Annotated in this window: 1 rRNA gene; it reads left to right on the forward strand. The window is 58.8% G+C overall.

Annotated elements, in window-relative coordinates:
* Window positions 1-221 (forward strand): 23S ribosomal RNA (locus AC2CJA_RS27590); the annotation flags it as partial.

Here is a 221-nt window from a genome sequence, read left to right on the forward strand (position 1 = left end):
GTAGTAGGTGAGTGATGGGGTGACGCAGGAAGGTAGTCCAGCCCGGGCGGTGGTTGTCCCGGGGTAAGGGTGTAGCCCGTTGTGCAGGTAAATCCGCGCAACATGGAGGGTGAGACCTGATGCCGAGCCGATGATGGTGAAGTGGATGATCCTATGCTGTCGAGAAAAGCCTCTAGCGAGTTGCATGGCGGCCCGTACCCTAAACCGACTCAGGTGGTCTG

The organism is Streptomyces sp. ATLC9 (assembly GCF_057196705.1).